Origin of the sequence: Cyanobium sp. L1E-Cus (genome assembly GCF_024345755.1) — a bacterium.
Classification (GTDB): Bacteria; Cyanobacteriota; Cyanobacteriia; order PCC-6307; family Cyanobiaceae; genus Cyanobium_A; species Cyanobium_A usitatum.
The window spans coordinates 1-8,797 of sequence record NZ_JAGQBS010000027.1 but is presented as its reverse complement, the minus strand read 5'-3'; the positions used below and the strand labels follow the sequence as shown (position 1 = coordinate 8,797).

Annotated in this window: 12 protein-coding genes; all 12 read left to right on the top strand. The window is 55.8% G+C overall.

The genetic code is table 11. The features are described from left to right. Positions 1-586 (top strand): ATP-binding cassette domain-containing protein (locus KBZ22_RS13950; RefSeq protein ID WP_255022435.1); only part of this gene is annotated, 586 nt, incomplete at its 5' end. 13 nt (positions 587-599) lie between these two features. Beyond that, the gene (gene rfbF, locus KBZ22_RS13945) at positions 600-1,370 is read left to right on the top strand and encodes a glucose-1-phosphate cytidylyltransferase (protein ID WP_255022434.1); all 771 of its coding nucleotides are present in this window, start codon (positions 600-602) and stop codon (positions 1,368-1,370) included. Beyond that, positions 1,370-2,467: a CDP-glucose 4,6-dehydratase gene (gene rfbG / locus KBZ22_RS13940; protein ID WP_255022433.1), complete on the top strand. Its 1,098-nt coding sequence runs from the start codon at positions 1,370-1,372 to the stop codon at positions 2,465-2,467. The genes rfbF and rfbG overlap by 1 nt, the downstream gene beginning before the upstream one ends. Further along, entirely contained in the window at positions 2,464-2,697 is a 234-nt protein-coding gene (locus KBZ22_RS13935) for a hypothetical protein (RefSeq protein WP_255022432.1), read from the top strand. The genes rfbG and KBZ22_RS13935 overlap by 4 nt, the downstream gene beginning before the upstream one ends. Positions 2,698-2,719: 22 nt before the next feature. Beyond that, positions 2,720-2,965: a hypothetical protein gene (locus KBZ22_RS13930; protein ID WP_255022431.1), complete on the top strand. Its 246-nt coding sequence runs from the start codon at positions 2,720-2,722 to the stop codon at positions 2,963-2,965. Between the two features lie 29 nt (positions 2,966-2,994). Next, entirely contained in the window at positions 2,995-3,540 is a 546-nt protein-coding gene (locus tag KBZ22_RS13925; protein WP_255022430.1) for a dTDP-4-dehydrorhamnose 3,5-epimerase family protein, read from the top strand. Between the two features lie 54 nt (positions 3,541-3,594). Then, positions 3,595-3,810, top strand: a complete 216-nt coding sequence (locus KBZ22_RS13920) for a FitA-like ribbon-helix-helix domain-containing protein (protein WP_255022429.1) — start codon at positions 3,595-3,597, stop codon at positions 3,808-3,810. 4 nt (positions 3,811-3,814) lie between these two features. Next, a complete protein-coding gene (locus KBZ22_RS13915) occupies positions 3,815-4,267 on the top strand; it encodes a type II toxin-antitoxin system VapC family toxin (RefSeq protein WP_255022428.1) in 453 nt (150 codons plus the stop codon). A gap of 4 nt (positions 4,268-4,271) precedes the next feature. Continuing rightward, on the top strand, positions 4,272-5,483 hold the full coding sequence (locus KBZ22_RS13910; protein ID WP_255022427.1) for a class I SAM-dependent methyltransferase: 1,212 nt from the start codon (positions 4,272-4,274) through the stop codon (positions 5,481-5,483). 1 nt (position 5,484) lies between these two features. Beyond that, the gene (locus KBZ22_RS13905; protein ID WP_255022426.1) at positions 5,485-6,630 is read left to right on the top strand and encodes a DegT/DnrJ/EryC1/StrS aminotransferase family protein; all 1,146 of its coding nucleotides are present in this window, start codon (positions 5,485-5,487) and stop codon (positions 6,628-6,630) included. 6 nt (positions 6,631-6,636) lie between these two features. Then, positions 6,637-7,398 carry a hypothetical protein gene (locus tag KBZ22_RS13900; RefSeq protein WP_255022425.1) on the top strand — a complete coding sequence of 254 codons (762 nt, stop codon included), beginning with the start codon at positions 6,637-6,639 and terminating at the stop codon, positions 7,396-7,398. Between the two features lie 7 nt (positions 7,399-7,405). After that, positions 7,406-8,746 carry an NAD(P)/FAD-dependent oxidoreductase gene (locus KBZ22_RS13895; RefSeq protein ID WP_255022424.1) on the top strand — a complete coding sequence of 447 codons (1,341 nt, stop codon included), beginning with the start codon at positions 7,406-7,408 and terminating at the stop codon, positions 8,744-8,746. Positions 8,747-8,797 lie beyond the last annotated feature (51 nt).

Here is an 8,797-nt window from a genome sequence, read left to right as displayed (position 1 = left end):
CAAAAGCACACTGGTTGATTTATTGATGGGGCTATTGGTGCCGAGTGGCGGGCAGCTATTGGTGGATGGTGTTGATATTCATAGTGCTACAGCACCAGAACGGGTGAGGGCCTGGCGGGCAAGCATTGCCCATGTGCCGCAATCAATATTTTTAGCTGATAGCTCGATTGCAGAAAATATTGCCTTTGGTGTGCCTAAAGAGCAAATCAATATGAAGCAGGTGAGGGCTGCGGCAGAACAGGCCCAAATGGCAGCTTTTATTGAAAATAGCGCTGAAGGTTATAAAAGCTTTGTGGGTGAAAGGGGAATTAGACTAAGCGGTGGCCAACGGCAACGAATTGGGATTGCAAGGGCATTATATAAAAAAGCAAGTGTGCTGGTATTTGATGAAGCAACAAGCGCGCTTGATAATGCAACCGAACAGGCGGTGATGGAAGCAGTGGAAGGCTTAAGCCGTGATCTAACTTTGGTGATGATTGCCCATCGGCTTACTACGGTTGCTAATTGTGATCGGGTTATTGAGCTTGAGAAGGGAAAAGTTTTACAGATCTCAAACCGTAATAAATTAAACTCACAAGCTTTTTAAAAGTTTTTAAATCATGAAAGTCGTAATCCTTGCTGGTGGCTTGGGCACCCGCCTGAGCGAAGAAACTCATCTAAAACCAAAGCCGATGGTGGAGGTGGGAGGAAAGCCAATTCTGTGGCATATCCTAAAAATCTATAGTCATTTTGGTATTAATGAATTTATTGTTTGCTGTGGTTATAAAGGATATTTAATAAAAGAGTATTTTGCTAATTACTTTTTGCATACCAGCGACGTAACTTTTCATATGGATGCTGATAATCATATGGAGATCCACGAGCGCAAAAGCGAACCCTGGAAGGTCACGCTCGTGGATACTGGTGATGTGAGCCAAACTGGCGGCAGGCTTGGCAGAGTGCGTGAATATTTAAATAACAGCAGGTTTTGTTTCACCTATGGCGATGGTGTGGCAGATGTAGACGTTAGGGCCTTAATGGCACTCCATCAGCAAGAGGGCAAGCAAGCCACGCTTACGGCTGTGCAGCCACCGGGCCGCTACGGAGCCCTGCACCTCGATGGCAATGCCGTGCTGCAGTTTCAGGAGAAGCCCGATGGTGATAACGCCTGGATTAATGGCGGCTTTTTTGTGCTGGAGCCCGGCGTGCTGGATCTAATTGAAGGCGATGGCAGCAGCTGGGAAGGCGATGTGTTGCCTAAGCTTGCAGATGCTGGCCAGCTGAGCGCCTACCGCCATCAAGGTTTTTGGCAGCCGATGGATACCCTGCGTGATCGCACCCGCCTTGAGGAGCTCTGGGCTAACGGCCAAGCCCCCTGGAAGCTTTGGTGATGCTGGAAGCCAGCTTTTGGCGGGGCCGGCGGGTACTTATCACTGGCCATACGGGCTTCAAGGGCAGCTGGCTGACGCTATGGCTGCTGAGCCTGGGGGCTGAGCTGTGGGGCTATGCATTGGCACCCGAGCCGGGGCGCGCCCTATCTACCGATCTGGGCCTCGATCAGGCCACTGGGAATGCCAACTGGGGGCATCTGCAGCACCACCTTGGAGACGTGCGCGATCTGGAGGACTTGAGCCGATGCGTGCAGGATGCCCAGCCCGAGGTAGTACTGCACCTCGCTGCTCAGCCGCTGGTGCGGCGCAGCTATCGCGATCCGCTGGGCACCTGGGCCACCAATGTGCAGGGTTCGCTCCACCTCCTGGCGGCCCTTAAGCCCCTGCAGCATCCCTGCGCGGTGGTGATGGTGACCACCGACAAGGTGTACGCCAATCACGAGTGGGACTACGGCTACCGGGAGGAGGACAGGCTGGGCGGACACGACCCCTACAGCGCCAGCAAGGCCGCCGCTGAGCTGGCGATCGCCAGCTGGCGCTCCAGCTTCTGCGGGTCGGGCGACCACCAGACGACCCATCTAGCGATTGCCACGGCCCGCGCTGGGAACGTGATCGGTGGAGGCGACTGGGCGGAAGACCGCATCGTGCCCGATGCCATGCGCTCGCTGGCGGCCGGCCAGAGCATTCCGGTGCGCCAGCCGCAGGCCACCCGCCCCTGGCAGCACGTGCTGGAGCCACTGGGGGGCTACCTGCTGCTTGCCCAGAAGCTGGCAGCTGGCGGCGGGGCCTTCGCCAGCGCCTTCAACTTCGGGCCGTCGCTGGAGGCCAACCGCAGCGTGCGCGAGCTGGTGGAAGCTGCCCTGGCCCACTGGCCCGGCAGCTGGCAAGATCTCTCCGATCTCACCGCTCCGCATGAGGCCGGCCGCCTACACCTACAGATCGACAAGGCGCACCACCAACTGGGCTGGCGGCCCCGCTGGCCCTTTGCCGTCACGGTGGAGCGCACCGTGGCCTGGTATCGGGCCGTGCAGGATGGGGCTAGCCCGCTGGAGTGCTGCTTGCAGGATCTGGAGGCTTACACGGGCCCAAGCCTGTGAGACCGCTGGAACTCACGCGCCATGCCGTCGACAAACTGGCGACCTACGCCATCCAGGGCGCCCGACTGGCCTCCTGGCGAGAGGCTCTAAAAGGTGGAGAGCCCTTTGTGGACGTCACTTCAGTCGCCACAAGCAGCGTGTTCTGGTGGGAAGGGCGGCCCTGGGTCGTGATCTTCAGCCAGGATGGCGAGACGGTCGTGACGACCTATCCGACCGATGAACGATTGTGACCAATCGCCGCGGAGGTGGACGATGGATCTCTCCCAACACCTGACGACCCAACTCAAGGCCATGGAGCGCCTGGTGGACGCTGAGTCCGGTGCCATCCTGTTCCGCCATCCCACCCTGCGTGGCATCCCTGATCTGGTGGTTGAGGGTGATGGTTACACACTTGAATTCATTGGGCCAACATTGCTGTGCCTTGACATCAGTGATCCCACCGGGATGGCCCGGCTTTTGGCTGATCCGGTGAAGGCCCAGTTGCCGGTTGGGGTCTGAATGGGCTTCACGCCCAAGGGAGTGAGTTTTTGACTGCTGAACTCCGCCGCACGCCGATCAACGGCGTCTTCGAGCTGCTGGCCAAGCCGTTTGCCGACCATCGCGGTGCCTTCCTCAATGCTTTCCGGGCTCAGGAGCTGGCGTTCATGAGCTCCTGGGGCGATCGATGCATCGCCCAGGTGAACCTCAGCCGCACCGAGGCTCTGGGCACGATCCGGGGGCTGCATCTGCAGGCCGCACCCCATAGCGAAGCCAAGCTGGTGCGCTGTCTGCGCGGTCGGGTGTGGGATGTAGCGGTGGATCTCCGCCAGGATTCCGCTACCTACGGGCAATGGCATGGCGTGGAGCTGAGCCCCGAGCAGGGCAATGCGCTGTTGATTCCTGAGGGCTGTGCCCATGGCTTCCAGGTGCTGGAGCCCGGCAGTGAGTTGCTTTACCTGCATTCAGGAGCCTGGGTGCAGGAGGCGGAAACCGGCCTCCGCTGGGACGATCCCCAGCTGGCGATTGCCTGGCCTCTGCCGTCCGGAGAGCTGAGCGAGCGCGATCGGGGCTTGCCTTTGCTGAGCGCAACCTGACATGCGATGGCAAGATGAGATCAGTCAAACGAGGGCGGCATGCCATCACTGAGCTTGAGAGGGCTGTCTGACCAGACCTATGAGGGGTTGCGGCAGCTCGCCATCCGCAACCACCGCAGCATGCAGGAGCAGGTGAGACTCCTAATTGAGCGGGAGGTGCGTTACGCCCAGGTGGGCGCTGTAGAGCGGGCACGGCAATGGCGCTCTGTGTTGGCTGGACGCCATTTCCCCGATCTGGCTGCCGACATTCAAGCCGACCGGAGCCGCTGAAGCGATGACCGCAACAGGACGAACCCAATCCGATGTTTATGTGCTGGATACCTCTGCCCTATTAAGGCTCTACCTGGCCGATGGACCGATGCCTCCCTCTTTGGAGCCCGCCATCCAGCGGGGCTGCAGTGGCGATGCCTTGCTGTTGATTCCCGACCTCTGCCTGCTCGAATGTGCTTCAGTGCTGTTGAAACAGGTGCAACGCCAGCTGCTCAGCCCGGATGAATGTCGCGCCCTCCTGGCTGATGTGTTGCAGCTGCCTCTACGAACCACCAGTGCCAGTGAACTTGCTTCAGAAGCGCTTGATCAAGCCATGACCCTGTCGTTGAGCGTCTACGACGCCAGTTACCTGGCTCTTGCGCTCAAGCAGGGTGCCCATCTGATCACTGCAGACAAGCAACTCGCCAGGGCCGCTGCGACTCTTGGCTGTCTGGCGGATCCATTGTTGCTTGGCTGATTCCATGCCCCATTCCTGCCGCCACTGCGGATCGCCCCTGGAGCACGAGGTAATTGATCTCGGTCATCAGCCGCCCAGCAATGCTTACCTCACCCCTGAGCAGCTTGCCCTCCCCGAAGTCACCTACCCCCTCAAGGTGTATGTGTGCAGCAGCTGCTGGCTAGTGCAACTGCCGGCCCATGCGGCAGCCGAGGAGCTGTTCACTGCCGACTACGCCTATTTCTCCAGCACCTCCACCAGCTGGTGCGCCCATGCCGAGCGTTTTGTGGCTACCGCCAGCGAACGGCTGGGTCTGGGGAGCGAGAGCATGGTGGTGGAGCTGGCCTCCAACGACGGTTACCTGCTCCAATACGTGCAACAACGCGGCATCCCCTGCCTGGGGATCGAGCCCACTAGGGCCACCGCAGAGGCGGCAAGGGCCAAGGGAATCGAAACAATCGAGCGCTTCTTTGGGGTGGCGCTGGCAGAAGAACTGGAGCCAGCAGATCTGGTGGTGGCCAACAACGTGCTGGCCCATGTGCCAGATATCAACGACTTTGTGTCCGGTATCGCCCGGTTGCTCAAGCCCCAGGGCCGAGCTTCGATCGAGTTTCCCCACCTATTGCAGCTGCTGGCGGGCAACCAGTTCGACACGATCTACCACGAGCACTACAGCTACCTGAGCCTACGGGTGGTGCAGCGCATTGCCGCCAAGGCCGGCCTGGCTGTGGTGGATGTGGAAGAGCTGTCCACCCACGGCGGCAGCCTGCGGGTGTGGCTGGCCCACCAGGGCGCCGCAGAGGCCACGGCGGCTGTGGATACGGTGCTTGCCGCTGAAGCAGCAGCGGGCCTGGAAACGCTGGCGGCCTACGCCGGCTTCCAGCAGCGAGCCGAGGCCGCCAAGCATGAATTGCTGAAGTTTCTGCTGCAGGCCAAACACGAGGGCCGGCGCGTGCTGGGCTATGGCGCCGCCGCCAAGGGCAACACCCTGCTCAACTACGCCGGCATCAAGGCCGACCTGCTGCCGGCGGTGGCCGACCGCGCCCCCAGCAAGCAGGGCAATTATCTGCCCGGCAGCCACATCCCGGTGATCAGCCCGGAGCAGCTGGCCACCGAGGCAGCCGATGCCCTACTGGTGCTGCCCTGGAATCTGATCGAGGAGTTGCGGCAACAGCTGCCGGGCACTGAGCTGGTGACGGCCATTCCAGAGCTTCGGTATTGGAAAGGAGGGCATTAAGATGACCAGCAGCCAGATCCGCAAAATCCCCTACACCAAGCCTTCGATCACCGAGCTGGAGGTGGAATTTGCCACAGACGCAGCGGCCAATGGCTGGGGCGAGCACTGCTACGACTACATCGTTCGCTTCGAGGAGGCGTTTAAGGCCCACCTTGGCGTGAAGTACGCCATCGCTACTAGCAGCTGCACCGGTGCGCTGCACATGGGCATGCATGCCCTGGGCATCGGGCCCGGCGATGAGGTGATCATGGCCGACACCAACTGGATCGCCACCGCCGCACCGATCGTGCATCTGGGTGCCACGCCGGTGTTTGTGGATATCCTGCCGGACAGCTGGTGCCTGGACCCTGAACAGGTGGAAGCGGCGATCACGCCCAACACCAAGGGGATCGTGGCGGTGCACCTCTACGGCAACCTCTGCGACATGAATGCCCTGCTGGCGATCGGCGAGCGCTACGGCATCCCCGTGATTGAAGACGCCGCCGAAGCCGTTGGCTCGGTGTATCACGGCAAACGGGCCGGGAGCATGGGCCGCTTTGGCGCCTTCTCCTTCCATGGCACCAAAACGATCACTACGGGAGAGGGGGGCATGTTCGTGACCAACGACCCCGATCTCTACGAGCAGGTGCTGACGCTGTCCAACCATGGGCGGGCGCGAGGGCAGAGCAAGCAGTTCTGGCCCGACATGGTGGGCTTCAAGTACAAGATGAGCAATATCCAGGCCGCCATCGGCTGCGCCCAGATGCAGCGCATCGAGATCCTCACCCGCGTGAAGCGAGGGATCTTTGCGATGTATCAGGACTATCTGAAGGATCTGCCAATCCGCATGAATCCTGAGCCGGAGGGCTGCACGAACGGCTACTGGATGCCCACGTTTGTAGTGGAGGACAGTATCCCGTTCAATCGCGACGAGTTGATTGACGCGCTGAAAGCGAAAGGGGTGGATGCCAGAGTGTTCTTCTGGCCGCTGAGCTCAACCCCTGCAGGCGGACGCAAAGCCCTCGACAAGGCCTATCTCTCTGAATCCATTCACCTCCGCGCCCTGAATCTCCCCTCTCATCACAATCTCTCGGACGAAGATGCCTTCTTTATAAGCAATATAGCAATAACATACTTGACTTCTAACTTCTCTCCAGGCATCTCCTGAGCGGCAATGGATCAGTCCAATCCTAAAAATTATCTAGAAGGAGAGCATCAGTATTTTTCAAATTCTGAAAGCTATTTCCTGAGCAGCAGTGGCAACTTCAACGAAAAAATACATGCTTTCCCCAGGTTTGCTTCGCGCCAAGCACTGAGCTATTTACTAGTTCGTAATGAGATATATCGAAAGGTCGTAAAGATACATGGATCTATATTTGACTTTGGCGTATACAGAGGTGGATCATTCTTTACATGGCAGCAGCTCGGGGCAATATACGAGCCATACAACCATATCCGTAAGGTTATTGGCTTTGATTCTTTCTCGGGATTCAGCGAGGTCGGCGATCACGATATTGGCACTGAAGGCCATGACCTTCCCCTAAAAAAGAAAGGAGGAATGGCCTACGACGGAGCGAGCGAACTTATCGAAGGCATTAGATTGCTAGACTTAAATCGCCCACTTGGCCACGTACAAAAAGGGATTATAATAAATGGCGAGCTTCCAGAAAGCTGCATATTGCATTTAGATAAACACCAAGAGACAGTCATCGCATTGGCAAACTTTGGGCTAGGGTTGTATGAGCCAACAATCAAACTATTAGAGGCAATCAGGCCTCATCTTTTCAAGGGAAGTATCTTGGTATTCGAAGATTTAAATCAGGCAACCTGGCCCGGAGAATCAAAAGCACTTCGTGAAGTTTTTTCGCCAGGCGAAATATCATTGCATCGGACTAATTATTGCCCACATATTAGCTGGGCAATAATTGGAGAATAGAATAGCCATGGCCCATAATATTGTGGTTCTTGGAGCATCCCTTGGCGGTCTAATCGCTGCTGCAGAGCTACGCAGCCATGGCTGCCAGGTAACGATTATAGAAAAGGGTCACTCCGTAGGAGGACTTTATAGCGAGGTTTCAACGCCTTTTGGCTCTCAAGAAATAGGAATGCATGTTATTTATGCAAATAATCGCCATTATAAACATTTATGTGACATCTTTGGCGCCGCGAGCTTCCACACGATGACAGGATCATGTGTGGACAAAGGCGCTTCTGCTAATTTCGGTGATATTTATTTCGGTAGTCATTATCCATGCCTTCTTGAGCACCCACTACGTAATAAGGTTTTAGAAGAGATTCTCGCCATTGGCGAAGAAGTAAAATGCTATAATTCATCAAGCGCGGAAGATGAATCTATCAGAAGATTTGGGGTCACAGCAGGACACAACGTAGTGCTCCCCATATTGCAAAAACTTTGGAATATAGAGCCTAAGCGCTTAACTAAGGATGCTTTGCATTGTTTTTTCGACTTACGACGCCTCGTGGTAGCGCACAAAATTGAAGCAGACAACTTAAAAGAATGCCCAAGGGTTGACAACGTTATTGCCAATCCAAAGCAAGATTTTCCAAAAGGACAGGTATTTGGTGGAAGAATTGGACTGCTATTCCGGAAAGAATGCAAGGGCCTTTCTGATTCCGTTAATGAATGGGCAAACCGTTCAGGCATTAAAATTATCTACGGAAGTGACGTAAAGGTCTCAGTAGGAAATCTAATTGTCAACAGCGAACTTCTTCGGGATCAGTTTGATGCATGTATAGTTGCTGTTCCCATTCATTTACTTGCCGATGCCTTTGCCGTTGATTCACGTAAAGCCGACAAGTCTGAACTTTCTATATACTATTACCAGCTCGAGCAACCGCTCGGCAAATCATTTCCTTCCTACTATATCCTTGCGCATGATCCGAGTTTCTCTTCATCAAGAGTTGTAAATTACGACAGCTATCGTCCTTCCGATGAACGCACTCATTTCAATGTCATTTCCGTTGAGGCCATTCACAAACCTCGAGCTGCACCGTCAGTCAACAAAATACAAAAAGAGATCTCCCAACTATTACCCTTATCAAAAATTGTTAATTCATATCAGCTCCCCAAGTCTCTTTCTGTATATATGCCAACCATCGATAACTGTGATTTCCTCAATGCTTTTGAGTCTTCTATACGGTCAAGCTTTGCGAAGCCAATATTTTTCACTGGCATGCGCACCGACACTGGAATCTTCTTCTCTCACCATACAATCGGCTTAGCCTATGAAAGCGCACTGGAATGTATCGAGCAACTTTCTTGAGATCACTGAGATGCCATTTTACTGGCGACTTAGTGACGTATCTGAAGTGCT

Bases quoted from the DNA above. Each gene is read 5' to 3' on its own strand.
- KBZ22_RS13910 (WP_255022427.1), top strand. From the start codon at position 4,272: ATGCCCCATTCCTGCCGCCACTGCGGATCGCCCCTGGAGCACGAGGTA.
- KBZ22_RS13930 (WP_255022431.1), top strand. From the start codon at position 2,720: ATGGATCTCTCCCAACACCTGACGACCCAACTCAAGGCCATGGAGCGC.
- rfbG (WP_255022433.1), top strand. From the start codon at position 1,370: ATGCTGGAAGCCAGCTTTTGGCGGGGCCGGCGGGTACTTATCACTGGC.
- rfbF (WP_255022434.1), top strand. From the start codon at position 600: ATGAAAGTCGTAATCCTTGCTGGTGGCTTGGGCACCCGCCTGAGCGAA.
- KBZ22_RS13915 (WP_255022428.1), top strand. From the start codon at position 3,815: ATGACCGCAACAGGACGAACCCAATCCGATGTTTATGTGCTGGATACC.
- KBZ22_RS13895 (WP_255022424.1), top strand. From the start codon at position 7,406: ATGGCCCATAATATTGTGGTTCTTGGAGCATCCCTTGGCGGTCTAATC.
- KBZ22_RS13900 (WP_255022425.1), top strand. From the start codon at position 6,637: ATGGATCAGTCCAATCCTAAAAATTATCTAGAAGGAGAGCATCAGTAT.
- KBZ22_RS13905 (WP_255022426.1), top strand. From the start codon at position 5,485: ATGACCAGCAGCCAGATCCGCAAAATCCCCTACACCAAGCCTTCGATC.